Origin of the sequence: Bradyrhizobium sp. HKCCYLRH3099 (assembly GCF_051167855.1) — a bacterium.
Lineage (GTDB): Bacteria > Pseudomonadota > Alphaproteobacteria > Rhizobiales > Xanthobacteraceae > Bradyrhizobium.
In genome coordinates, this window is the sequence record NZ_JBNPTW010000007.1 from 115524 (window position 1) to 138673 (window position 23150).

The window sequence follows — 23150 nt, forward strand, 5'->3', positions numbered from 1 at the left end:
GGGCCGGCACATCGTCAGAAGCTCACGCTCAGCCGTGCATTCAGCGATCGCCCCGGCCCCTTGACGGAATAGCCATAGGCGGGCGACGAGCCCATCATCGACACCGTCTTGTAGTCGACCAGATCGGCGCCGCCGAGCGGCAGATCGTAAGTCCGGTTGAACAGGTTATCGACGCCGAGATCGATCCGCACGTGCTGCCATTCATAGCCGGTGCGCAAATTGACCAGCGCGTAGGACAGCGTGGTCAGCTCGTTGCGGACCTGGTTGACGACATCCTTGGCTCCGACGAGTTGCAGCTCGATGGAGTTGGTCCAGCCGCCGAGATGATGGTCGAGCGCCAGCTTCGCGTTGATCGGCATCATGTGATAGAGATCGACGCCATCGGTGCGGCGGCCCCTGATATAGCCGATCAGGCCGCGGATCTGGCCGTGACCGTAGGTCAGGTCATCCCACACGGTCACGCGGCCCTCGACATTGACGCCGACGAGCGTTGCGTCGTGATTGGCGAACTGCAGGAAGACGAAGCCGGTATTCGTCGTCAGGTTGGCCGGGTTGCTGGCGAGGCAGGCCGCGGTGCCGCAGCGGTCGACGTCGATATAGTCCTGCACGTAGCTCGCATAGGGCGTGACCTTGATGTCCCAGAGCTTTTGCGCCCGATCGTGCCAGCCCGCGGTGAAGCTCACGGTGTGCGCCTTCTCCGGCTTGAGATCGAGATTGCCGACATAGCCATTGCCGTCGCCAAACCAGCCGATCATCTGCATCGCCATCGCATTGGTCGACCAGGCGTAGCGCTCATAGAGATTGGGTGAGCGCGTCTTGCGGGCGAAGCCGAGCTCGAACTGGCTGAGCGCGTCGGGCTCGTAGCGGACCAATGCCGAGCCGTCGAGATGCACGTCGGTCCGCGCGCGGTCGGCGGCGTTGAAGGCTGTGGCATCGGCGCCGTACATCATCGCGTTGTAGCCCGCGACGTTGCCGGTGTTCATCCAGACGACGTCGTTGCGCAGGCCGATGATCGACGTCCATTGCCGGTCCCAGCGCCGCTCCCATTCGACGAACGTGCCGACGCGGTTGCGCTGCCCGCCATTGATGTTGATGAAGCTGTTCGGGCCCATCATCATCGACCCGGCCACCGGATTCCACCAATCGTCGAGCCGGTTCATCGCGAGCTCGTTGCCGACGCGCAGCAGGTCCGCGCCCGACACCGGCATCGTCGCCTTGATCGCATAGCCGCCGTCGAGGCCCTTGGTGTCCATCGGCATGTCCGAGACCTTGTCCGGCGCGATGAAGCCCATCGTGTGCCGGATCTGGTGCACGAAGGCCGAGGCCTCGAGAGTGCCCCAGTCGAACGCGCCTTCGTAGCGGCCGTTGGCGAACAGGCCGCGGTTGTAGACCATGTCCATGTACTGGTTCACATAGCCCTGATAGGGGATGAACTGGCCGCCGATCTGGAACGTGAACAGATTGCCGAAGCTCTGCTTGGAGATGCTGATCGCGTGGTTTTGCGTCTCGTACAGCGTCGACTTCACGGTCGAGCCGTCGCCGGCCTTATAGTTGCCGGAGCGGACCCAGCCGCCGGTGTAGGTGACGCTGGTGTCGCGATTGGCAACCGTGGCGGTGGCATCGACGCCATAGCCATTGCCGTTGCTGCGGAAGAAGCTCGACAGCCGCGTGCTCGAGACCCAGCCGTCGGTCGCCGCGAAGGCCGGCGGCGCGGTCGTGACGTCGATGCGACTGCCGATGTAGTCGCCGCCGACCGAGACCGGCCCGATGCCGAGATAGGCGCGCATCTTCGCGACCATCGCCGGATTGACGAAAGACAGCGGCGGATTCATCTCGTTGGGACAGGCCGGCGAGATCAGCATCGAGTTGATCGCGACTTGCAGCCGGTCGGCGCCCATGCCGTTGATCGCGGGCAGGCTGGAGACGCCGCCGGCGCCCCACGCCGCGCCGCCCGGCAGATCCCCGACCAGAGCCGCCGAATCGCTCGCGGACAACGCGCGATCGAAAGCGGTCCGGGCCGGCAGAGTCCTGCTCGCGGCGGCCGGCGCCGTGTCTTGGCGTGCGGCCGGTTCGGCCGGGCGGGTGGCCGGCGCACGGGTCTCGTGCGCCGGATGGTTCGCCGCAGGCCGCGGCTTGGCGGCGCGCGGACGCGCCGGATCGACGGTCACGGTCGGCAGCGACTCCGCGGGGCGGGCGAGGGCGGACGTGGCGGTTGAGCACAGGAGTGCAGTTGCCGCGAGCAACGCGGCAGAGGATGTGGGCCGCTGCGGACCCGATATGGCGTTCGACATGAGAAGCTCGAAAGAATGCTGCGCAGAGATCTGCGCATGAGGTCAGGAGCTGGGCGCGCGCAGGCGGCGCCCGGCCGGTGATGCCGAGAGGGGGCGCACCATCACGCTGCGGCTCCGTGGACACGGAGGCGGCATGGGACGCATCTGTTATGGGAAGGTGCGGCGAGCGCCGCTCAGGCGGCCTCGGGCGGCGCGCGCGCCCGATGGGCGGCATCGATCTCGGTGATCGCGATGTGCAGCGGCGCGATCGGTTCAAACGCAATGCCGAGCACGCGCCGCAGCGTGACGGCAGGCGCATCGGGCGGCGGCAGCAGCGCAAAGGCGGGTGTGACGCAGAGCGGACAATGCGCCGCCGAGGCGGTGGCGGGCGCCTCCGTCGTGTCGGTGCGGTCCGCCAGCCGCGCATCGCCGTCGATCCGCTCGTGGCAGATCTCACCAAAGGCGAAGGCAAAGCTCGGCGGCAGCCAGGCGTTCAGGCTCACGGCAAGCGTGACCTGCAGCGCCAGCACATAGGCCATCGCACAGGCGACGACGCCTGTCAGTTGGCTGCGATGTGATGCGATGCGATGCACGGCCTATTCCCCGCGGCATGATTAGCATAGCTGCGGAGGAGGACCAGTTGCGATCGCGCAACGCCGACGCGCGTCAGTCGCGCGCCGCGCTGGTGTCGAGATGATGGTCTAGCCGGCGCTCAGCCGCACACCGGCGCGCAGAAACTTCTGCGGGTCGACGGCTTCGCCATCGATGCGGGTTTCGTAGTGCAGATGCGGGCCGGTGGAGCGGCCGGTCGAGCCGACCTCGCCGATGATGTCACCGATCTTCACCTGCTGGCCGATCTTGACGTTGATCTCCGAGAGATGGCCGTAGCGGGTCGAGAGGCCGTTGCCGTGGTCGACCTCGACCATGCGGCCATAGCCGCCGGCCCAGCCGGCATTCACCACTTTGCCGTTGGCCGTGACGCGGACCGGATCGCCGGTGGCGGCGCGGAAGTCGAGACCGGTGTGCATGGCGGGGCGGCCGAGGAACGGATCGGTGCGCACGCCGAAGCCCGAGGTGAACTCGACCTCGCCGATCACAGGCTTGCGATAGGGCACCAGCGACAGCGTGCGGTTCATCTTCTCGACCTGCGCGCGGGTGATGCTGATGCGATAGAGCTGGCGCTCGAACGGGCCGGACTCGGCGCCGAGCTTGACCGGCACGAACGGGCCGCCTATGCCGCCCTTCGGCGTCGCGGCTTCGAGCTGGCCCATGTCGAGGCCGAGATCGGTGATCACGCCGCGCATCCGGCGCAGTTTCGATTCCAGCGTTTCCTCGGCCGAGGCCAGCATCGCGATCTGCCGCGCCTCGACCTGGTCGAGCGAGCGGGTCAGCCGCGTCAGCACGTTGTCGACGCCGGCGAGCTTGATGGATGGATTCGGCTGCGCATTGGCGAGCACGGGGCTGCGCGATTCGAGGCGTGCTTCGCGGTCCGGCGGCGCGGTGAAGATGACGGTGTCGCTGATCGGCGAGGGCTTCGGCGTCGCCGGCGCGGCCGACGGCTCGATCGCCGGCGCACGCGCCGGCGGGCGGATCGAGCCGGTGATGTCGGGCATGCTGCCGAGCGCGGTGGCGCGTCCTTCGAGCGCGGTCTGGCGCTTCAGGATCTGGTCGAGCTTCTGGTCGAACTGCTCCTGGTCGAGCAGTTGCCGGCTGGTGGCGCGGTCGACCTTGGCGCGCAGCTCGGCGATGCGGTCCTCATAGGCATATTGCATCTCGGCCTGGCGGGCGATCAGCCGCGTCAGCACGTCGTCGCGAAACGCGAAATAGGTCGCGGTCGCCGCCGACCAGATGCCGAGCAGGCTGACGGTGCCGACCACGATCCAGAACACGACCGGGCCGATGCGCACCTGCTTGCCGGCATGCACCAGCGTGTAGTCGCTCTGCGACGCCGCCGGTGCCGGGGCAGGGTGAGTGACCGGCGTCCGCCGCTGCTGCACAGCGCGTCCGCGATCATGAGGATGGTGCTGGGGATATTCGGCGTACTGGCCGGAACGATGCGACATCGACACTCCCGCGCCGGCCGGAGATCGTCGGTCCAGCGGCGTCATTTACGGGAGCGATTTGACCCCTGCATGGTTAATTTTTCCCCAACACCCAATCCCGCAGTCCTACAGCTGCTTGGCCGCCGCCAGCACCGCATCCGCATGGCCATCGACCTTGACGTTGCGCCACACCTTGGCGACGCGGCCGTCCGCGCCGATCAGCACCGTGCTCCGGATGATGCCGAGAAACTTGCGGCCATAGAGCGATTTCTCGCCCCAGGCGCCGTAGGCCTCCAGCATCTCGTGGGTCTCGTCGGAGATCAGGGGAACGGCGAGGTCGTGCTTGTCGCGGAAATTGTCCTGCGCCTTGACCGAATCGGCCGAGACTCCGAGCACGGCGGTGCCGGCCGCGGCGAAGTCCTTCGACAGGCGGGTGAAGTCGATCGCCTCCTTGGTGCAGCCGGGCGTGTTGGCCTTGGGATAGAAGAACAGCACGAGCTTCTTGCCGGCGTAGTCGGCGAGCGAGGCGGTACCGCCGCCGTCGCGCGGCAGCTTGAAGGCGGGCGCCTTGGCGCCTTCGGCGAGCCCGGACGCGGTTGCCGCTGCAGCGGCGGGCTTCGCCGTCGGGGCCTTAGGTGTCTTGGCCGCCTTGGGGGCCGCCGACTTTGCAGCGACAGGCTTGGCGCTCGTCTTGGCGCCGGCCTTGCTCTTCGGCGCCTTCGCCGAGGCGCTCTTCTTGGCCGCTGCCGGCTTGGCGGTCTTGGTTACGGCCTTCTTGGCGGCGGTGGCGAGCCGGTTCCCGCCGGCTTTCCCGTATGACGCCGGATTGGAGGATTTCTTTTGTGATTCCTTTGACATACGCCTTCCTTTCGTCGCTTTCGGCGGCTCAAAACTGAAACCGTCCCGGTTCTTGTCCGGTGTCCCGGGATCGCTCTGGCATTCGTGCTTTGCCGCGCGCAGAGGAGAGCCTCTTGCGACGAGGGGAACATCACGGCTACGAGCACGGACCAGCGCAATTGAGCACAAGTGCAATGACGATTCTCGTACTGTCTCCGGATCAGACGTCGCCGTCACAAATTTCGCGGGATGGTCGCGGCGCGGGCCGCTGGCGCGGGCGGGTGGGCAAACCCGACAGCGGCGGAGTATAGTGAAAGGGATTTGCGGCCGACCGTCGTGTGACGAGACAGGCGGCCGGGTCGACGGCGTGCGTTGTTGACAGCGTGCGTGGTTGACAGCCCCCGTCGAAGCGTGACGGGATCATTGGGGATCGGGCAACGCCGGCCAGTCGGCCTGCGCGCCCGTTGAACGCGCGGGGCCACACCGGCGACCAACCTGGCCAAGGCCGGATTGGCACGAATGTTTCGGACACGAGGGGCCGGCACCGAGAGGCAATGGCAAGACAGACATCACCCCACCGGCCCCATCTGCAAGCGGACATCCAGGGCCAACAGTGGGATGACGCGGACTGGGACGTGGCTGACCAGTACGAAGACGCGCCCCATGAGCACGATGAGGCGTATGATCCGGCGGCGGGACAGCGTACCCGCCGGCTGCTGTCGCATGCCGATTCGCACGACGGAACGAGCCGCGGCGGTGGTCTGCGGTCGCGCGCGCCGGGTGGACGTCTGATCAAGCGCGTCGTCCTGACGCTCACCGTTCTGATTCTGGTTCTGTCGGTCGGGTTCGCGGGCCTGTGGTGGCGGCTCGGCGCCGGACCCATCAATCTGGATCTGGCGACGCCGTGGCTTGCGGCGGCGATCGAGGACAATATCGGACACGGCAACACGGTCGAAGTCGGCGGCACCCAGATCGAGCGCGCCGGCCGGATCCGGATCGCGGTGCGCATCCGCGACATCATCGTGCGTGATCAGGATCACGCCATCGTCGCAAGCGCGCCCAAGGCGGAGGTGCGGCTGTCCGGCGCGGCGCTGCTGATGGGTCAGCTGCGGGCCGAGAGCCTCAAGCTGGTCGATGCCGAGCTTGCGATTCGCATCACTCCGGACGGCACCGTCACCGTCTCGACCGGCGAAACCAACAAGCCCTTGGCGACCGGTGTCGCATCCAAGCGTGACGCCGGCCTGCCGCCGACCTTCCCGCGGCCGGGGCAGCCCATCACCGTGCCGAATGCTGCGGCGCCGCCCAGCAGCGCGCCTGTCGCGCAGTCGGCAGGGACATCCCCGGCAGGGACGCCGCCGGCGCCCCCCGCGCAGAACGGCCTGCTGGCGGGCCTCGACTGGCTCGACAGCCTGAGCCTGACCGGGCTCGACGGCCAGAACCTCAACGAGATCGGTCTGAAGAACGGCGTGCTGATCGTCGACGATCAGCAGCGCGGCAACAAATGGACCTTCGAGAACATCAGCCTCAGCCTGCGCCGGCCCTCCGGTGGCGGCGTGGCGCTCAGTCTCGGCGAGGAGGGGGCCAAGCCCTGGTCGCTGCGCGTGCTGGTGGGACCGCAGACGAACGGCGTGCGCTCGATCGACATCAAGGCCGACAAGGTGTCGACCAGCAACATCCTGCTGGCGATGCGGCTCAAGGATCTCACCTACATGGCGGACCTGCCGATGACGGGCGAGATCAAGGGCGAGCTCGCGCGCGACGGGCTACCGACCTATCTGCGCGGCAAGATCAACATCGGCGCCGGCAAGATCATCGATACCGACACGCCCGATTACCCGATGGCGATCGACTCCGCCGAGATCAGCATGGACTGGGACGCCGGCCGCCGCGTGCTGGTGGCGCCTTTCAGGGTGATCTCAGGCGCCAACCGCATCACCTTGAACGCCAATCTCGAACCGCCGAATGACGCGGTGAACGACTGGCGGCTCGGGCTGAACAGCGGCACCATCGTGCTCGGCGCGATCGCCGATGAAGCCCCGCTGATCTTCAACCGCATCTCGATCAACTTTCGCTTCGACACCGAGGGCAAGCGCGTGCTGCTGACCCAGGCCGAGGTGTCCAACGGCGAGATCGGCGTCGCCGGCACCGGCAGCGTCGACTATGCCGGCGAGCCGCGGCTGAAGCTCGGATTCGCAGCCACGCCGATGCCGGCGCTGGCGATGAAGCGCATCTGGCCGGCGCTGATCGTACCGGAGGTGCGAGCCTGGATGATCGAGCGCATCGAGCGCGGCAACGTGCAGCGGATCGACATCGCGGTGAATTCGCCGACCCGCAACCTGCCGCGCAAGGGCCCGCCGATTCCCGACGACGGTCTCGACGTCAACGTCGTCGCGACCAATGTGACGGTGCGTCCGGTCGACGGCCTGCCCGCGGTGCGCGATGCCGACATGAAGGCCCACGTCACGGGGCGCACTGCGACGGTGACCGTCGGGCAGGGCGTTGCCGATACGCCCGCGGGTCGCAAGCTGAACTTCTCCGACCTCGTGTTCGAAGTGCCGGACATGGCGCCCAAGCCGTCGCCGTCGCGCGTGCGCATGCGTGTCGATGGTCCGGTCGCCGCCGCGGCCGAAATCCTGTCCTCGGACCGGCTCAACGATCTCTCGTCCTTTCCGATCGATCCCAACCAGACCAAGGGTGAATTCAAGGCGAGCATCAATCTGGCGATGCCGGTCAAGGGCGAGTTGACCAAGGCCGACACCAACTACACGGTCACTGCCGATCTCAGCGGATTTTCCGCCGACAAGCTGGTGATGAACCAGAAGCTCGAGGCCAACACGCTCAAGATCGTCGCCAACACGCAGGGCTACCAGGTCAAGGGCGACGTCAAGATCAACGGCCAGCCGGCGTCGCTCGACTATCGCAAGCCGAACGAGGGCGATGCCGACATCAAGATGCAGGCGATCCTCGACGACGCCAGCCGGGCGCGTCTCGGCGTGGATCTGGGCACCGCGATCTCCGGCAACGTGCCGCTCAAGCTGAACGGCAAGATCGCCGGCTCGCCCGATCGCGACAGCCGGCTCGGCGTCGAGGCCGATCTGACCCAGCTCAAGCTCGACAACCTCCTGCCGGGCTGGGTCAAGAACCCCGGCAAATCGAGCAAGGCGACGTTCAACGTGGTCGCCAAGCCGCAATCGACCCGCTTCGAGGATATCAACATCGAAGGCGGCGGCGTCTCGATCAAGGGCTCGCTCGAGATCGACCAGAACGGCGACCTGATGAACGCGAACTTCCCGACCTACTCGCCGTCGGAAGGCGACAAGACGCAGCTCAAGGCCGAGCGCGGCCAGGACGGCGTGCTGAAGCTGTCGATGCGCGGCGACGTGTTCGACGGCCGCGGCTTCCTGAAGTCGGCGATCTCCGGCAGCAACAAGGACGCCGACAAGAACAAGGCGCGCTCGAATCTCGACTTCGATGCCGAGGTCAAGCTCGGCGCCGTCGCCGGCTACAATGGCGAGGCGCTGCGCAGCGTCGACGTCAAGCTGTCGCGGCGGGGCGGCGCGTTCAAGAGCTTCAACCTGAGCGGCAAGGTCGGCCGCGACACGCCCGTCACCGCCGACATCCGAGTCGGCCGCGAGGCGCCGAGCTCCGATCCGCGCGCGCGACGGCAGGGCCGCGAGGTGATCTATCTCGTCACCAACGATGCCGGCGCGCTGCTGCGCTTTGCCGACACCTATTCGAAGATGGCCGGTGGCGAGCTGGAGCTCGCGATGGAGCCGCCGACGGCGGACACGAGCCCCAAGGAAGGCCTCGCGATCGTCCGCAACTTCACCGTCAGGGGCGAGCAGGCGCTCGATCGCGCCGCCTCCGGCGCCACGCAGCCGGCGTCGCAGGGCATCGCCTTCACGATGCTGCGTGCGGAGTTCACGCGGCAGAACGGCCTGCTCTCGATCCGCGACGGCGTGGTCAAGGGGCCGACGCTCGGCCTGACCATCGAAGGCAGCATCGACTACAACGTCAATCAGGTCCGCGCCTCCGGCACGATCGTGCCGCTGTACGGGCTAAACAACATGTTCAACCAGATTCCGATCGTCGGTCTGTTCCTTGGCGGTAGCAACGAGGGCCTGTTCGGCGTCACCTACGAGGTCGTGGGCACGCCGAGCCAGCCGGTGGTGCGCATCAATCCGATCTCGGCGATGCTGCCGGGCGTGACGCGCAAGATCATGGATTTCAACACCGGCAAGCAGCAATACCCGCCGGGCGAGCTGCCGCCTAACAACTGACGCCGCTATCAGAGTCCCTTTGGGCTCGCTTCCCCCCCCCCCGATGATTGCTATCGGTTGTGATGTGCACGTCAGGCGCGAGGCATCTCGCCCAAGCTGGTCGAGAGCGATCATCGGACGGCCAGCGCACATGCGTGTCTCTGTGGCTCGCGTGGCACACCCTTTAGATTCAGGGGGGCCGTCGTCGCACGATCAGATTGTGGCACGCGAGAAATGGGGGTTATGCTTCAGGTAGTTTATTACTTTCCTGAGGCTCCATTTTGAAGCACTCGGTTGTTCTGGTCGCGCGGCGTGCCAGCTTTCTCGCGCTGTCGGGGCTGATTGTTGCGCCCGTCTCAGTCCGCGCCGGCTGCTCGATCAGCGGAACTGTCGAAACCTGCACCGGAGATCTGTCGGCGGGCGTTGCGGTCGGTTCGCCCGTGACCACGCTTTCCGTCAATTCGCTGACGAACAATATGACCCCGAACGCGGGCACGGCCGGGATTTCGATGGGACAATCGGGTCCCGACATTTCGGGCACCATCGATCTCGGCGCATTTCAAATCACCACCCAGGGTGCCACCGGCGTGTTCTTCAGCACTCCGGGCAACATTGATCTCACCTTCCGCGGGGCGATCTCCGCGACGGGAGGTTCAGGAATCCTGGCCTACAGCGCCGGCGAGCCGGGCCTTAGCGCGCATGTCCGGTCGACCGGAAACATCTCGACCAGCGGGACCAATGCATCCGGAATTGCCGCCATCACCAGCTGCTGCGGAGGAGTGACCCTCGACTCGACCGGCGACATCTCGACCAATGGAGCAGGTTCTTACGGCCTTCTCGCGCAGGCTCTAACTTTCTCCAGCCGTCTCACCTCGAATGGGAACGTCGTCACTGCAGGCGCGAATTCCGCCGCCATTGCCGCATTCAGCTACGGCTCCCTGACGACGATCTCATCCGGAGGCAACCTGACGACGTTTGGAAGCAACTCGCCCGGCATCAGCGCTGCGGGCCGTGATATCACCATCGTTTCAACCGGCGACATCGTCACCAGCGGAAGCGGGTCGGATGGCATCCTGGCCCGACTACCCTTTTTCGGCCAAGGCACGACCATCACTTCGAGCGGCAACATCACGGCGTCGGCCGACGGCTCCTATGGCATCCATGCCTTCGCGAGTGGATATGGCAATATCCTCGTTGCCAACCTTGCAGGCACGATCTCGGGCGGTCAGGGGGCGGGGGCCGGAGTCTGGTTCGAAGGAGGCAACTCCAACGTCCTCACGAATGGCGGCACAATCACGAGCGCAGGTGGCGTCGCAGGCACCGCCATCCGCGGGGATGCCGGGAACGACCTCATCAATAACTCCGGAACGGTCATCGGCAGCGTGAATCTCGGGACGGGGACCAACAGCTTCAACAATCTGGCGGGTGCCGTGTTCGCGCCGGGCGCTTCGGTTGTCCTCGGCGATGGCAGTACGCTGACGAACGGCGGCGTGCTTGCTCCGGGCGGAAGCACCGCGATCCAGACAACGAGCCTCAGCGGCAATCTCATCCTCACTTCGGGCGGAACCTATCTGGTCAAGGTATCGCCCACCGCGTCCGACCAGATGGTTGTGTCGGGAACGGCAGCGCTGTCGGGCACAGTGAATGCGGTTTTCAGTCCAGCTTCCTACGTGACAAAGAGATACACGATCTTGTCAGCGGCAGGTGGTCTGAACGACACGAGATTCTCGACACTGGTGACGACCGATCTGCCGGCGAATTTCCATACGGCCCTGAGCTACACCCCCAAGGACGTCTACCTCGATCTGATCCTCAATTACGGACTTCCCGGCGGGCTCAACGGCAACCAGGCGGCAGTGGGGAATGCGCTGGTCAATGTGTTCAGCAGCAGTGGAATCCCGTTCGTCTATGCCGGGTTGACGGCCAACGGGCTGACCCAGGCTTCAGGAGAGATCGGGACGTCACCGCAGCAGACCACGTTCGATGCCATGGGCCAATTCGTGGGGCTGCTCACCGATCCTCTGACACAACGCACGCCGGCGTTTCCGGCGTCTTCGTCCGGTTCAGCGCGGTTCGCGGGAGAGAGCAACACAAGCCTGGCGGATCGGCGGACCGATGCGTTCGCGATGGTGACAAAAGCGCCATCGTTGTCCTTTGCGCAGCGCTGGAACGTGTGGGCCGCTGGCTTCGGCGCTTCGCAGTCGAGCAACGGACGTGCGAGCGCAGGATCGAATGACACGACCAGCCGGATCTACGGCGCGGCGGCCGGTGCCGACTACCTGTTCTCGCCGAATACGCTGGCGGGCTTCTCGATCGCCGGGGGTGGCACGAATTTCGGCATCAACGTGCTCGGTTCGGGACGTTCCGACCTTTTCCAGATCGGCGGATACATGCGCCACACGGACGGACCGGTCTATCTTTCCGCGGCCCTGGCCTATGGCTGGCAGGCCATCGTGACCGATCGTTACGTGACGGTCGCGGGCGTTGACCATCTCCGCGCGGAGTTCGATGCCAACGCCTATTCCGGTCGGGTCGAAGGCGGCTACCGTCTCATCGTGCCGTGGAGTGGCGGCGTTGGCATTGCGCCCTATGCGGCGGCGCAGGTCACCACCGTCGCTCTGCCGTTCTATGCGGAGCAGGTGGTCTCAGGTGCCGCAACCTTCGCTTTGAACTACGCCTCGAGGAGCGCGACCGATACCCGCAGCGAGCTCGGCTTGCGCGCTGACAAGTCGTTCATTGCGGCGGATGGTGTGCTTTCGCTTCGAGGCCGTCTCGCCTGGGCGCATGATTTCAACCCCGACCGCACAGCTGCCGCGACATTCCAGGCAGTGCCGGCGGCGGGTTTTGTCGTCAACGGCGCGGCGCAGGCAGCAGAGTCCGCGCTGACCAGCGCCGCTGTCGAGATGCATTGGGCGACCGGCTGGACCGCGGCCGCGACGTTCGAAGGAGAGTTTTCGAACGTCACACGCTCGTATGCCGGCAAGGCCGTCGTGCGCTGTGCGTGGTAACGGCTGCGCGTAGCCGTGCTGGAGGATTGTCTCCACGATCTTTGCGCCAGGCCGAGCCGGCTGCCGATCATGATCGTGCCGTAAATCGTACCGGAACGTCTACTGCGTATGATCTTCTTCGTGGTGGCCGCGCGCATTGCTGTGTCTTGGGACGCATAGGGTCTCGATCGGCCGAAGATGGCACGGCAAAGCCCCAGCGTCAGTCTGCCGTAACCATCCGACGCTTAATGGCCCGCATCTCATCGGGCGCCACCTGGTGAGCTATCCAGCAGGTCGCATGCTGATCTGATCGGATGCCATCTGATCGAAACGCGGCGGCATCCTGGATGAAACGGCCCCTCCGTTCGCCCCGCGCGACGCCACGGACGGACGATCGACAAGGAGACATCTTATGAAGAACACGCCGCTTCTGCCTCTCGCCGCGCTCTTGATCGTCGTCGGCCTGAGCGATCGCGCCAAGGCCGCCAGCGTCGAGGGCTATGCAGGGGTCAATCTCAACGTCCGCGCCGGACCGAATGTACGCTTCCCCGCGGTCGGCGTCCTCGGCGCCGGCTCGTCGCTCACGATTCACGGCTGCCTGCGCGGCTACACCTGGTGCGACGTCAGCGCGTCTGGACTTCGCGGCTGGGCGTCGGGCGCCCTGATTCAGTTCAGCTACGAGACGCGGCGCGTCTATGTTCCCGCCTATGCGCCGCGCGTCGAGCTGCCGATCGTGACCTTTCACATCGACACGTATTGGCGTGACTATTACCACGAACTGCCGCTGTACGGTGATCTGCCACGATGGGTCGATTACCATTGGGAAGAGGATGCGCGGCCGCCCGGATGGCGAGACAATTGGGAGAACGACTACGACGGCCATGAGTACGAGTAGCGACAGCCGATGCACTCGTGCTCGACACCGGTCCGCTCGGCGCCGCAAGGCGTCGAGCGAGCCGCTCCACCGGGACGGAGCAGCCGGCAAGCGCTACGATCGAAGCGCAGGAACGACAAGGAACGGGATCATGCCGATGACGACGCTGACCAGCGCCAGGAGGATCACCGCGTCATAGCCGTGCGTGAGGTCGTGGATGACGCCGCCGCTCCACGATCCCAGCGCCGAGCCGAGGCCGCTGCCGATCGTGATGGTGCCGTAGATCGTGCCGAGGCGCCTGCCGCGGAAGATCTTCATCGCTGTGGCCGACAATAGCGGGCCGCGCGAGCCGATCATGCTGCCGAAGCAGACGACGAAGCCGGTGAGCAGAAAGATGTTGGGCCAGAATTGCAGCGCCCACAGCATCAGGATGCCCACGATCGAGACCGCGTAGGAGAACAGCACCGATGGCCTGCGCCCGATGAGGCCGTCGAGCGCGGAGACGCCGAGCATGCCGAACAGCAGTACGACGCCGGAGAAGCCCCAGGCGGTTGCGGCCTGCAGCGGCGCAAAGCCGGCATCGATCAAATAGGCGACGACCTGCGGGGCAATCGCATACATGCCGATCGCGGTGAAGAAGAAGGTCGAGAACAGCGCCCAGAAGGCGTGGTGACGCAGCGCGCGGGACAACGTCCAGACGTCCTCGGCGAACTCGTCGGCGATCGGCTTGGTGATATGAGGAGCGCCGGCGGCAAACAGCCGCCAGGGCAACAGCGCCAGCGGCACCAGCAGGATGAAGGTCGCGGCGCCGAACGATTGGTAGGCGCTGCGCCAGCCGATGACATCGATCAGCAGCTGCGAGCCCGGCAGCAGCAGCAGCACGCCCGCGCCGGTCGCCGAATAGATCACGGACATGGCCGTCGAAAGCTTCGTTCCGAACCAGCGCCCCAGCAGGATCGAGTTCGGCACGTTGCCGATCAGCGCGATGCCGATGCCGACGCACAGGCCGATGCTGAGCTGGAACTGCCACAGCGCCTGCGCATGCGCGGCCGCGGTGAAGGCCGAGCCCAGCAGCAGAAGTCCGAGGGCGTAGACCGCGCGTGGTCCGGAATGATCGAACAGCCGGCCAATGAGCGGCGCGGCGAGGCCGCCAGCCAAAGCGGTCATCGAATAGATCGAGACCACCTCGGCGCGATCCCAGCCAAAGCTTTCGGAGATCGGTTTGAGGAAGACGGTGAAGCTCTCGCCGAGGCCTCGGCCGAGCACCGACAATGCGAAGCACAGGCCCAGCACCACGAACGCCGTCCGCCCCGCCCTGGTCGGCGGGATCGGCGTCTCCTCGACTTGCGCAGGCTCTGGCGGCGCGCTGATCGTCATGGCCGCCAGGGAGCGCCTTGAGGCGCGCCCTGACAAGCCGGCAAAAGCGAATGCCCCTATGCAGGCTTGACCAGCACGTGCCGCTTCTTGCCCAGCGAGAGCTTGATCACGCCCTCGCTGGTCAGCTCGTTGGCGGTCAGCGCCATCTTCTCGTCGGTCACGGCGACGTCGTTGACGCGCAGCCCGCCGCCCTTGATCTGGCGCCGTGCCTCGCCATTGGAGGCGACGAGGCCGGCCTTGACGAAGGCGTTGAGCACGCCGAGGCCGGCGTCGAGCTCGGCCTTGGCGACCTCGACCGTCGGCAGGTTCTCCGCGATGGCGCCTTCCTCGAAGGTGCGCCGCGCCGTCTCGGCAGCCGTGCGCGCGGCCTCTTCGCCATGCAGCAAGGTTGTTGCCGCGTCCGCCAGCGCCTTCTTGGCCTCGTTGATCTCGGCGCCTTGCAGCGCGCCGAGCTTCTCGATCTCGGACAGCGGCAGCGTCGTGAACAGCTTGAGGAACTTGACGACGTCGGCGTCCTCGGTGTTGCGCCAGTACTGCCAGAAATCATACGGGCTGCACTGGTCGGCATTGAGCCAGATCGCGCCCTGCGCGGTCTTGCCCATCTTGGCGCCGGAGGCGGTCGTGAGCAGCGGCGTGGTCAGCGCGAACAGCTGCTCGGTGCCCATGCGGCGGCCGAGCTCGACGCCGTTGACGATGTTGCCCCACTGGTCCGAGCCGCCCATCTGCAGCCGGCAGCCGGTGCGTCGCGCCAGCTCGACGAAGTCGTAGGCCTGGCAGACCATGTAGTTGAACTCGATGAAGCTCATCTCCTGCTCGCGCTCGAGGCGGAGCTTCACGGAGTCCATGGTGAGCATGCGGTTGACCGAGAAGTGCCGGCCGATGTCACGCAGCATCTCGATCCAGTTCAGCTTCGTCAGCCACTCGGCATTGTCGAGCATGATGGCGTCGGTCGCGCCGTCGCCATAACGCAGCACTTTTGCAAACACGCCGCGGATCGAGGCCTTGTTGCCCTCGATCTCCTCGACGGTGCGCATCGCACGGGTCTCGTCCTTGCCGGAGGGGTCGCCGACCATGGTGGTGCCGCCGCCCATCAGGGTGATCGGCTTGTTGCCGGTCTGCTGCAGCCAGTACAGCATCATCATGGTCAGGAAGTTGCCGATGTGCAGCGAGCGCGCGGTGCAGTCATAGCCGACATAGGCGGTCGCCTGGCCGTTGGCGGCGAGCGCATCGAGGCCCTCGAAATCCGAGCACTGATGAATGAACCCGCGGCTCTGCAGCACGTTCAGGAAATCAGACTTGAAGCCAGTCATGGTTGGGCTGCTCTGAGCTTTTGTTTACGGTATTGGCCTGATGTCGCGGCCGGGTATGGGAGGGCGGCTGCCGCCGGTCCGGGCGTTGTGGCATTATAAGATGCGCCCGGCTTGTACAAGGTCATGTACAGACGCCGGCGGGACCTCAAATCAGCCGCACTTCCAGGCGAGGCCAGGATTTTCGGGTTCGACTGCAATGATTCTGACCGCACTTGGCCTCATGAGTGGCACCTCGCTGGACGGGGTCGACGTGGCCTTGATCGAAACCGACGGGCGGCTGGTCAAGACGCTCGGTCCCTCCGGGTATCGGCCCTACAGTCCCGCCGAGCGCAGCCTGCTGCGGGAGGCGCTCGCCGATGCCGTGCAGATCGAGCGGCGCGAGGCGCGGCCGGGGCGGGTTCGCGACGCCGAGCAGGCCGTCACGGTGGCGCATGCCGAGGCGATCGCGGCGTTCCTCGCCCAGCACCGGCTGATGCCGGAGGATATCGACATCATCGGCTTCCACGGCCAGACCGTGCTGCATCGCCCTGAGCGCCGCCTGACGGTGCAGATCGGCGATGCCGGCGCGCTCGCCAAATCCGTCCATATCCCCGTGATGCACGATTTTCGTGCCGCCGACGTCGATTTCGGCGGGCAGGGCGCGCCCTTCGTGCCGGTCTATCACCGCGCGCTGGCGCAATCGCTGTCGCGGCAAGGGCCGATCGCCGTGGTGAACATCGGTGGCGTCTCCAACATCACCTATATCGACGGCGACGACGTCCTAATCGCCTGCGACACCGGGCCGGGCAATGCGCTGCTCGACGATTTCATGCACCGCACGACCGGGCAGGCGTTCGACCAGGACGGCCGCCTGGCGGAGCAGGGCGCGCCGAACGAGGCGTGGATCGCCGATGCGCTGGCGCTGCCGTTCTTCGCGCTGCCGCCGCCGAAGTCGCTCGACCGCAATGATTTTGCCGCGCTGAAGCTGGACGCCGCGAGCCCGGCGGATGGCGCGGCCACGCTGACGGCGTTCACCGCGGCCGCCATTGCCCGGATCGTGCCTTTGCTGCCGAAGCCGCCGGCGAGCTGGATCGTCTGCGGCGGCGGAGCCCGCAACCACACCATGATGCGGATGCTCAGGGAACGCGTGGCGCCGGCGAGCGTCGAATCGGCGGACGCGCTCGGCTGGTCGGCCGACGCCATCGAGGCCCAGGCGTTCGGCTTCCTGGCCGTGCGCGGCATGAAGGGGCTGCCGCTGAGCTATCCGGCCACGACGGGGGTGCCGTTTCCGATGACCGGCGGGGTGATCGCGAGGCCCTGATCCATGCAGATGCATCGTCCTTGACAGGTTCATGCAAGTGCATCTAGTTTGATGCATCTGCATCAAACTGCCGAGGATGTCATGTCGCCCTCCCTGAAGCTGATCAGCCACACGCTTTGCCCCTATGTGCAGCGCGCCGTCATCGCGCTTACCGAGAAGGGCATCGCTTTCGAGCGGATCGATATCGATCTCGCCAACAAGCCCGACTGGTTCTTGAAGCTCTCGCCGCTCGGCAAGGTGCCGGTGCTGGTGGTGCCCACGCCGCAGGGCGAGGTGGCGCTGTTCGAGAGCAATGTGATCTGCGAGTACATCGAGGAGACGCAAGGTGGCGCGAAGCTGCATCCGCAGGACGCGCTGGCGCGCGCCCAGCATCGCGCCTGGATGGAGTTCGGCTCGGCGATCCTGGGCGATCTCTGGGGCCTGGAGACGACGCAGGACGCTCAGGTGTTCGCGGCCAAGCGCGAGGCGCTGACCGCGAAGTTCGCGCGCGTCGAGGACGCCTTGGGCGAGGGACCGTATTTCGCCGGCGCGCAGTTCAGCCTCGTCGACGCGGTCTTCGCGCCGGTCTTCCGCTATTTCGATGTGTTCGATGCTTACGGTGATCTCGGCATCTTCGCGTCGACGCCGAAGGTGCGGGCCTGGCGTGAGCAGCTTGCCCAGCGGCCGAGCGTGAAAACGGCTGTTGGCGAAGACTATCCGCAGCTGCTGCGCGCATTCCTGATGCGGCACGATGCTTATTTGTTGAAGCAGGCCGCATAGGGGCGTTCTGCGGAGCGTCGCTCTTGTCGTCCCGAGCGCTCACCGCGCTCTCAGTGTCATCGCCCGGCTTGACCGGGCGATCCAGTACTCCGAGACGCCTGTGGGTCGACCGAGAAGCCGCGGCGTACTGGATCACCCGCCTGCGCGGGTGATGACAGCGGAGGATGACACGCGCGTCCATCTAAACAATGGACGTCTCGCGCAGCCTCACCTTACATTGGCGAGGCGCATGTCCAGATAGGCCGTGATGGTCTCCATCAGCGGCTCGAGCTTGCCGTCGAAGAAGTGGTTGGCGCCGGGAATGACCTGCTGGTCGATCACGATGCCCTTCTGCGTCTTCAGCTTCTCGACCAGCGTGTTGACGTCCTTCGGCGGCACCACGGCATCCTTCTCGCCGTGCACGATCAGGCCGGAGGACGGGCAGGGCGCCAGGAACGAGAAGTCGTAGAGGTTGGCGGGCGGAGCGATCGAGATGAAACCCTCGACCTCGGGGCGGCGCATCAGCAGCTGCATGCCGATCCAGGCGCCGAACGAGAAGCCGGCGACCCAGCAGGCGCGCGCCTCGGGGTTGATGGTCTGCGCCCAGTCGAGCGCCGACGCCGCGTCCGACAGCTCGCCGGTGCCGTGGTCGAACGATCCCTGGCTGCGGCCGACGCCGCGGAAATTGAAGCGCAGCACCGAGAAGCCGCGATGCGCGAAGGCGTAGTAGCACTGATACACGATCTGATGGTTCATCGTGCCATGGAACTGCGGATGCGGATGCAGGATCATCGCGATCGGCGCGTTCTTCTGCTTCGCCGGATGGTAACGGCCTTCGAGGCGGCCGGCCGGACCGTTGAAGATGACTTCAGGCATCAGAGAATCCTTGGCAGAGCATCGACCGACTTCGTCCGTGCCTCATCTGGCGCCTCGCCGAAGACATCAGCTGGGGACATCAGCAGGAAAAGTGGTGATCGAGCGCCATCCGTGAGCTTGGACGGAACAGCGCTGGCGTGACTGGAAGTTGGCCTTCTAGCATGGAGCGCGGGGCAAAAAGCAAGGATTTTCAACGCCTGGCAACGCCCACAGCACTGCACCGAGCAGGCCGCGGGGCCGACCCGGACACCGCGGCGGTTGCTTCGCATCTTCCTGCAGTCAATTGAAAACCTTGGAATTTTCCTCGTCGGCGGGAGCGCCCGCGCGTGGCGGTGTCGGCGTCTGCTCCAGGTGTGGAACGGCGCTGCGGAAGCGGCGGCTGCCCTGCACCTTGTGGCCGCTGTCGAATGTCAGGGTGAAATCGCCCGTCGGCAGCGATGACAGCGCGGTCACGCGGGCGATGTTGACCAGCCGGCTGCGATGAATGCGGACGAGATTGAAGCGGGCCAACTCGGTCTCGGTGGCCGCGAGCGTGCCGCGGATTAGATGCTGGCGGCCGTCGGCCATGGTGTATTCGACATAATTTCCGGCGGAGGCGACCCACAGGATGTCGGACGGCGCGATCCGGATCCGGCTCGTGCCGTCACGCAGCCATAGAGCGGCGGGGACAGGGGTGTCAGTCGCGCTGGAGGACACTTCTTGTTTGGCTGCGTGAAGGCCGTCCCAGAGCCACAGCGTGGTGCCGATGAGCAGCGCGGTCATGGTGTCCTTGCGAAACTCGTACAGGACGGTCGGCCAGGAGAGATCGAAATCATAGCTGCCGCCCTGTGACCACATCACGAGGTTGCGTAGCGCCACCATGCCCAGCATGTGCAGCGCCGAGAACGCAATCAGCGTCATCGCCGGGATCACGACGCGATGCATGGCGCCGGATGAGGATCGGATCGATCGGACCGTCGCGACCAGCAGCGGGGTGAGCAGAATGATGACCAGAATGCTGGTCGTCTCCCACACCAGCGGCTTTGCGAGATCGTAGGTCGCGCCGCGCCGGGCGGCGTCATGGGCCGATGAGAAGGCATTGATGATGCCGACCCCGGCTGCCAGCGCGGCGGTCGTCGCATAGAAGGTCCGGTCGTTCGGACGCAGGATCAGACCGGTCAGCTTGCTCATGGGACCGCACTCACCATCTCAATCTCGCGTGCGACGATACCACCGTGCCGCCCTGGCGGCAGCAGGGCAGATCACAATCGACCGGCGTTGATGCGTGGTGGTCGATCGCGAACCGAGTTGATATGAGCGGGACATGGCGGACAGGGTCTATTTCGACTGGAATGCGACGACGCCGCTGCGCCCCGAAGCGCGGGCGGCGATGCTTGCGGCCATGGATCTCATCGGCAATCCGTCCTCGGTGCACGCCGAAGGCCGCAAGGCGCGCCGGCTGATGGAGGATGCCCGCGAGGTGATCGCGCGCGGGCTCGGCACCACCGCGCGACGCGTCGTGTTCACGGCGGGCGGAACCGAGGCCAATGTGCTGGCGCTCAGCCCGGGGCTGAAGGCGCCCGGCGGTGCGGTCGAACGTCTTTTGGTCTCGGCGGTCGAGCATGCCTCGGTGCTGGCGGGCGGGCGGTTCGCGGCCGGCGCCGTGCAGACCATCCCGGTGGGACCGTCGGGGGTGGTTGATCTCGGTCGTCTCGAAGCCCTGCTGACGAGCGGTCCGCCGGCGCTGGTCTCCGTGATGGCCGCCAACAACGAGACCGGCGTGCTTCAACCGATCTCGGAAGTCGCTGAGGTCGTGCGCCAGGCGGGCGGCCTGCTGCACGTCGACGCGATCCAGGCGTTTGGGAAAATCCCGCTTGATATCAAGCGGATGGGTGCTGACCTCGTGACCGTTTCTGCGCACAAGATCGGCGGCCCGAAAGGTGTCGGCGCCCTGGTGATCGGCACAGGCCTCGACGACCTCGTTCCGCTGCTGCGCGGCGGCGGGCAGGAGCGCGGCCGCCGGGCCGGAACCGAGAACCTGACCGGGATCGCCGGCTTCGGGGCCGCCGCCGGCGCGGCCATGGCGGCGCTGGAGGTGGATCTGCCTCGGGTCACGGCCCTCCGCGAGCGGCTGGAGGCGGGCTTGTGCCAGACGCGCGGCTTGACGGTGTTTTCGTCCGCGGCGGCCCGGCTGCCCAATACCACGCTGTTCACCGCGCCCGGGATGAAAGCCGAGACGGCGGTGATCGGCTTCGATCTCGCAGGTATTGCAGTATCTTCCGGCTCGGCCTGCTCCTCCGGCAAGGTCCAGCCGTCCCATGTCCTGGAAGCGATGGGCGTGGGTTCTGCGGCCGCCCAGGGAGCGGTGCGCCTCAGTCTGGGCTGGTCCACCACGGAGGCGGAGGTCGATCGGGTCGTCGAGGCTTGGCGAAAGCTGTCATTGACCCTACTTAAAGGTGGCAACGAAACCGTGCTTGAGCGATTCTAAGGGCGTGATTTCGTCCGCGAAACGTCGTAAGACGGTTCCAGAGATGTCCACCGCGGTCCTTGAAACCGCGAGCGGAGGATGGAATGCCAGCCGTACAAGAGACGGTCGACCGCGTCAGGCGGATCGACGTTGACCAATATCGCTATGGATTCGAGACAGTCATCGAATCCGAGAAGGCCCCCAAGGGCCTGTCCGAAGACACGATCCGCTTCATCTCGGGCAAGAAGAACGAGCCCGCCTGGATGCTCGAATGGCGCCTGGAGGCCTATCGCCGCTGGCTGACCATGCAGGAGCCGACCTGGGCGCGCGTCGACTACCCGAAGATCGACTTCCAGGATCTGTATTACTACTCCGCGCCGAAGCCGAAGAAGCAGCTCTCCTCGATCGACGAGATCGATCCGGAGATCCTGAAGACCTATGAAAAGCTCGGCATCCCCCTGCGCGAGGTCGCGATCCTCGAAGGCGTGGAGCCGAAGCCCGGCGCCGGCACTCCGGAGACGCGCAAGATCGCGGTCGACGCCGTGTTCGATTCGGTGTCGGTGGCGACGACGTTCAAGGAGGAGCTGAAGAAGGCCGGCGTGATCTTCATGCCGATCTCGGAAGCGATCCGCGAATATCCCGAGCTGGTGCAGAAATATCTCGGCAGCGTCGTGCCGACCTCGGACAATTTCTACGCCACCTTGAACTCGGCGGTGTTCTCCGACGGCTCGTTCGTCTACGTGCCGCCGGGCGTGCGCTGCCCGATGGAGCTGTCGACCTATTTCCGCATCAACGAGCGCAACACCGGCCAGTTCGAGCGCACGCTGATCATCGCCGACAAGGGCGCTTACGTCTCCTACTTGGAAGGCTGCACGGCGCCACAGCGCGACGAGAACCAGCTGCATGCTGCTGTCGTCGAGCTCGTCGCGATGGACGACGCCGAGATCAAGTACTCGACGGTGCAGAACTGGTATCCGGGCAATTCGGAAGGCAAGGGCGGCATCTACAATTTCGTCACCAAGCGTGGCGACTGCCGTGGCGCCAATTCCAAGATCTCCTGGACTCAGGTCGAGACCGGCTCGGCGATCACCTGGAAATATCCGAGCTGCATCCTGCGCGGCGACAATTCGCGCGGCGAGTTCTACTCGATCGCGATCTCGAACGGCTTCCAGCAGGTCGACTCGGGCACCAAGATGATTCATCTCGGCAAGAACACGTCGAGCCGGATCATCTCCAAGGGCATCGCCGCCGGGCGCTCGCAGAACACCTATCGCGGGCTGGTGACGGCGCATCGGAAAGCCTCCGGCGCACGCAACTTCACCGCCTGCGATTCGCTGCTGATCGGCGACAAATGCGGCGCGCACACCGTGCCGTACATCGAGGCCAAGAATTCCTCGGCCACCTTCGAGCATGAGGCGACGACGTCCAAGATCTCCGAGGACGTGCTGTTCTACTGCATCCAGCGCGGGCTTTCGCAGGAGGAAGCGGTCGGGCTCGTCGTCAACGGCTTCGTCAAGGACGTGCTGCAGCAGCTGCCGATGGAGTTCGCCGTCGAGGCGCAGAAGCTGATCTCGATCTCCCTGGAGGGGAGCGTGGGCTGATGGTCGAACCCGACAATCTTGTTCTCGAACATCTCCGGGCGATCCGCTCGGACATGAGCAAGATGGCGGATTGGATGCAGACCCTCAGCGTCGAAATGACGGCGATCCGCCAGCACCTCTCAGGTGTCGTGACCATCCAGGATCACGACCACCAGGATATCGCAGCAATCAAAGTTCGGCTCGATCGCATCGAAAAGCGTCTGGAGCTGATTGACCAGGATCAGGACTGACCC

16 protein-coding genes are annotated in these 23150 nt (G+C 65.7%); 8 read left to right on the forward strand and 8 right to left on the reverse strand.

Going from position 1 to position 23150, the window contains the following annotated elements; all coding sequences use genetic code 11:
* Nucleotides 1–14 precede the first annotated feature (14 nt).
* From ACQR1Y_RS16345 to ACQR1Y_RS16360, 4 genes are all read right to left on the reverse strand, one after another.
* A complete protein-coding gene (locus ACQR1Y_RS16345) occupies nt 15–2291 on the reverse strand; it encodes a TonB-dependent receptor (RefSeq protein WP_434875907.1) in 2277 nt (758 codons plus the stop codon).
* A 173-nt stretch (nt 2292–2464) separates the two neighbouring features.
* Entirely contained in the window at nt 2465–2863 is a 399-nt protein-coding gene (locus tag ACQR1Y_RS16350) for a hypothetical protein (RefSeq protein ID WP_434875908.1), read from the reverse strand.
* Nucleotides 2864–2971: 108 nt separating this feature from the next.
* On the reverse strand, nt 2972–4333 hold the full coding sequence (locus ACQR1Y_RS16355) for a peptidoglycan DD-metalloendopeptidase family protein (protein WP_434875909.1): 1362 nt from the start codon (nt 4331–4333) through the stop codon (nt 2972–2974).
* A gap of 105 nt (nt 4334–4438) precedes the next feature.
* Entirely contained in the window at nt 4439–5170 is a 732-nt protein-coding gene (locus ACQR1Y_RS16360; RefSeq protein ID WP_434875910.1) for a peroxiredoxin, read from the reverse strand.
* A 533-nt stretch (nt 5171–5703) separates the two neighbouring features.
* Between ACQR1Y_RS16360 and ACQR1Y_RS16365 the strand changes: the two genes are divergently transcribed.
* From ACQR1Y_RS16365 to ACQR1Y_RS16375, 3 genes are all read left to right on the forward strand, one after another.
* Nucleotides 5704–9429, forward strand: coding sequence for a YhdP family protein (locus tag ACQR1Y_RS16365; RefSeq protein ID WP_434875911.1), 3726 nt, complete (start codon nt 5704–5706; stop codon nt 9427–9429).
* 260 nt (nt 9430–9689) lie between these two features.
* Entirely contained in the window at nt 9690–12416 is a 2727-nt protein-coding gene (locus ACQR1Y_RS16370; RefSeq protein WP_434875912.1) for an autotransporter domain-containing protein, read from the forward strand.
* Between the two features lie 391 nt (nt 12417–12807).
* The gene (locus ACQR1Y_RS16375; protein WP_434875913.1) at nt 12808–13290 is read left to right on the forward strand and encodes an SH3 domain-containing protein; all 483 of its coding nucleotides are present in this window, start codon (nt 12808–12810) and stop codon (nt 13288–13290) included.
* A gap of 93 nt (nt 13291–13383) precedes the next feature.
* Here ACQR1Y_RS16375 and ACQR1Y_RS16380 read toward each other — a convergent pair whose 3' ends face one another.
* The gene (locus tag ACQR1Y_RS16380) at nt 13384–14646 is read right to left on the reverse strand and encodes an MFS transporter (RefSeq protein WP_434875914.1); all 1263 of its coding nucleotides are present in this window, start codon (nt 14644–14646) and stop codon (nt 13384–13386) included.
* 56 nt (nt 14647–14702) lie between these two features.
* Nucleotides 14703–15956 (reverse strand): tyrosine--tRNA ligase, encoded by a 1254-nt coding sequence (tyrS, locus tag ACQR1Y_RS16385; RefSeq protein WP_434875915.1) that lies wholly within the window; start codon nt 15954–15956, stop codon nt 14703–14705.
* Between the two features lie 196 nt (nt 15957–16152).
* Here tyrS and ACQR1Y_RS16390 point away from each other — a divergent pair, with 196 nt between their 5' ends.
* Both ACQR1Y_RS16390 and ACQR1Y_RS16395 read left to right on the forward strand, forming a co-directional pair.
* The gene (locus tag ACQR1Y_RS16390; protein ID WP_434875916.1) at nt 16153–17256 is read left to right on the forward strand and encodes an anhydro-N-acetylmuramic acid kinase; all 1104 of its coding nucleotides are present in this window, start codon (nt 16153–16155) and stop codon (nt 17254–17256) included.
* Nucleotides 17257–17337: 81 nt separating this feature from the next.
* Complete coding sequence (locus ACQR1Y_RS16395; protein ID WP_434875917.1) at nt 17338–18015, forward strand: glutathione S-transferase family protein; 678 nt, start codon at nt 17338–17340, stop codon at nt 18013–18015.
* A gap of 207 nt (nt 18016–18222) precedes the next feature.
* Here ACQR1Y_RS16395 and ACQR1Y_RS16400 read toward each other — a convergent pair whose 3' ends face one another.
* Both ACQR1Y_RS16400 and ACQR1Y_RS16405 read right to left on the reverse strand, forming a co-directional pair.
* A complete protein-coding gene (locus tag ACQR1Y_RS16400) occupies nt 18223–18870 on the reverse strand; it encodes an alpha/beta hydrolase (protein ID WP_006614822.1) in 648 nt (215 codons plus the stop codon).
* Between the two features lie 279 nt (nt 18871–19149).
* Nucleotides 19150–20040 (reverse strand): LytTR family DNA-binding domain-containing protein, encoded by an 891-nt coding sequence (locus tag ACQR1Y_RS16405; protein ID WP_434875918.1) that lies wholly within the window; start codon nt 20038–20040, stop codon nt 19150–19152.
* Between the two features lie 133 nt (nt 20041–20173).
* Here ACQR1Y_RS16405 and ACQR1Y_RS16410 point away from each other — a divergent pair, with 133 nt between their 5' ends.
* The 3 genes from ACQR1Y_RS16410 to ACQR1Y_RS16420 all read left to right on the forward strand — a co-directional run bounded on the left by ACQR1Y_RS16410 (nt 20174) and on the right by ACQR1Y_RS16420 (nt 23147).
* On the forward strand, nt 20174–21337 hold the full coding sequence (locus ACQR1Y_RS16410) for a cysteine desulfurase family protein (protein ID WP_434875919.1): 1164 nt from the start codon (nt 20174–20176) through the stop codon (nt 21335–21337).
* 83 nt (nt 21338–21420) lie between these two features.
* On the forward strand, nt 21421–22917 hold the full coding sequence (gene sufB / locus ACQR1Y_RS16415; protein WP_434875920.1) for a Fe-S cluster assembly protein SufB: 1497 nt from the start codon (nt 21421–21423) through the stop codon (nt 22915–22917).
* Nucleotides 22917–23147 carry a hypothetical protein gene (locus tag ACQR1Y_RS16420; protein WP_434875921.1) on the forward strand — a complete coding sequence of 77 codons (231 nt, stop codon included), beginning with the start codon at nt 22917–22919 and terminating at the stop codon, nt 23145–23147. The genes sufB and ACQR1Y_RS16420 overlap by 1 nt, the downstream gene beginning before the upstream one ends.
* Nucleotides 23148–23150 lie beyond the last annotated feature (3 nt).

Bases quoted from the DNA above. Each gene is read 5' to 3' on its own strand.
- ACQR1Y_RS16345 (WP_434875907.1), bottom strand. From the start codon at position 2,291: ATGTCGAACGCCATATCGGGTCCGCAGCGGCCCACATCCTCTGCCGCG.
- ACQR1Y_RS16355 (WP_434875909.1), bottom strand. From the start codon at position 4,333: ATGTCGCATCGTTCCGGCCAGTACGCCGAATATCCCCAGCACCATCCT.
- ACQR1Y_RS16360 (WP_434875910.1), bottom strand. From the start codon at position 5,170: ATGTCAAAGGAATCACAAAAGAAATCCTCCAATCCGGCGTCATACGGG.
- ACQR1Y_RS16365 (WP_434875911.1), top strand. From the start codon at position 5,704: ATGGCAAGACAGACATCACCCCACCGGCCCCATCTGCAAGCGGACATC.
- ACQR1Y_RS16375 (WP_434875913.1), top strand. From the start codon at position 12,808: ATGAAGAACACGCCGCTTCTGCCTCTCGCCGCGCTCTTGATCGTCGTC.
- ACQR1Y_RS16380 (WP_434875914.1), bottom strand. From the start codon at position 14,646: ATGACGATCAGCGCGCCGCCAGAGCCTGCGCAAGTCGAGGAGACGCCG.
- tyrS (WP_434875915.1), bottom strand. From the start codon at position 15,956: ATGACTGGCTTCAAGTCTGATTTCCTGAACGTGCTGCAGAGCCGCGGG.
- ACQR1Y_RS16390 (WP_434875916.1), top strand. From the start codon at position 16,153: ATGATTCTGACCGCACTTGGCCTCATGAGTGGCACCTCGCTGGACGGG.
- ACQR1Y_RS16395 (WP_434875917.1), top strand. From the start codon at position 17,338: ATGTCGCCCTCCCTGAAGCTGATCAGCCACACGCTTTGCCCCTATGTG.
- ACQR1Y_RS16400 (WP_006614822.1), bottom strand. From the start codon at position 18,870: ATGCCTGAAGTCATCTTCAACGGTCCGGCCGGCCGCCTCGAAGGCCGT.
- ACQR1Y_RS16405 (WP_434875918.1), bottom strand. From the start codon at position 20,040: ATGAGCAAGCTGACCGGTCTGATCCTGCGTCCGAACGACCGGACCTTC.
- ACQR1Y_RS16410 (WP_434875919.1), top strand. From the start codon at position 20,174: ATGGCGGACAGGGTCTATTTCGACTGGAATGCGACGACGCCGCTGCGC.
- sufB (WP_434875920.1), top strand. From the start codon at position 21,421: ATGCCAGCCGTACAAGAGACGGTCGACCGCGTCAGGCGGATCGACGTT.
- ACQR1Y_RS16420 (WP_434875921.1), top strand. From the start codon at position 22,917: ATGGTCGAACCCGACAATCTTGTTCTCGAACATCTCCGGGCGATCCGC.